The sequence below is a fragment of the Microcoleus sp. OTE_8_concoct_300 genome (assembly GCF_031383065.1).
In the GTDB taxonomy this organism is placed as follows: domain Bacteria; phylum Cyanobacteriota; class Cyanobacteriia; order Cyanobacteriales; family Microcoleaceae; genus Microcoleus.
In genome coordinates this window covers 1-1,259 of record NZ_JANMZH010000606.1, presented here as the reverse complement: position 1 = coordinate 1,259, position 1,259 = coordinate 1, and the positions used below count along the sequence as shown (strand labels likewise).

The following is a 1,259-nucleotide window of genomic DNA, read 5'->3' as shown; positions in this document are numbered from 1 at the left end:
TAGCTGTGCAACTAAGTCATTCATTGTCTGCCGCCCTGTTTGAAAAGAAAGCCATCCCGTTAGAGCTAGTAAGGTTGAAATTAGGAGAGCGTTGGGGACTGTAAGCACAACGCGCAGCGGGAGGGCAGACTTTTTTTGAATTGAGCTTTTTGGGCGGAACATTGGTTGAAAAAAGGGAGTGGGGAGTGGGGAATGGGGAGTGGGGGAGAGTGGGAGAGCGGGAGAGAGGGAGAGGGGGAGAGGGAGAGACTGAGAGAGTGGGAGATTAGAGGTATGCAGTAAACAGCAAGCTGTTTGAATTTTCAGGTAGAGGGCAGTTACATAATCCCTCATTTCTATTCAATTGGGTGAGTATATGTTAGATGTTGAAGCCCTCTAGTTTTTATCGGGTTGTTGCAAGTTTTCAAACTTCTCCCACTCTCCCACTCTCCCACTCTCCCACTCTCCCACTCTCCCCCACTCCCCATTCCCGTTACCTATTCCCGCAGCTCCGGCTCCAATCAAAAAGCAGAGCGACTTTTAAGAAGCCGAGTAGTTCGGGCTGTTGGCGGTTGTCGCTGTTGAAATCTTGTTCCAGGGTAGTTGAATTCTTCTCGTGCAATGCGGCTCAGCTCGACAATCACAGACAAGTGTACTCCGGCTCGTGCTGCAGCATCGGCCGCCGATAGATTCTGATTTCTTACCAGAGCTAAAAATTGTCGCACGCTGTAGACTACTGGGTCGCTGGCTGCTGTGTAGCCTTTTTGAATGGCAATCAGCAATCCTTTTTCAACATCTGATGCAGAGGGTGCACGACCTCTATCAACGTTTACAGTCGGCGACATTCTTGGGGTGAGGGGGGCGATGCGAATTCCTAAGTGTTCGGGTTCTTTGTTGGTAGGAACGATGTTGAAGTTGTAAAGTCGCTGTTTCCCTTTTGAATCTACAGTTTTGATTGAGATATTGGTGATGGTAGCTGTGGTAGCTCCCGGAAAATTGAGCGCTTGAATGGGACGCAAGAAAACAGTTTTGGCTTGGCCGCTTGCCAACTGTGCGTCGGTGCTGAAAACTACTTTTGAGGGGTCGGCAATTAAAACGTAGGCGAGAGCTTCGTCGGTTGAGCTGAAGTCGATCGCACTCGCGCGACCGGGATAGACTAAAATATCGATCGCACTATTGACGGCAATGTCTCGACCCACAGTTTGATAGCCTGTTACTCTTGATTGAGAAAAAGCACAGTTCGGGTAGCTCGCAGCAGCGAGCGCTGCTGCAAGGATTGA

The 1,259-nt window shown here is 49.6% G+C and carries 1 protein-coding gene; it reads right to left on the bottom strand.

The window, feature by feature from the left end; genetic code table 11:
* Nucleotides 1-500 precede the first annotated feature (500 nt).
* Nucleotides 501-1,259 (bottom strand): hypothetical protein (locus ACUVJL_RS27855; RefSeq protein WP_445248808.1); only part of this gene is annotated, 759 nt, incomplete at its 5' end.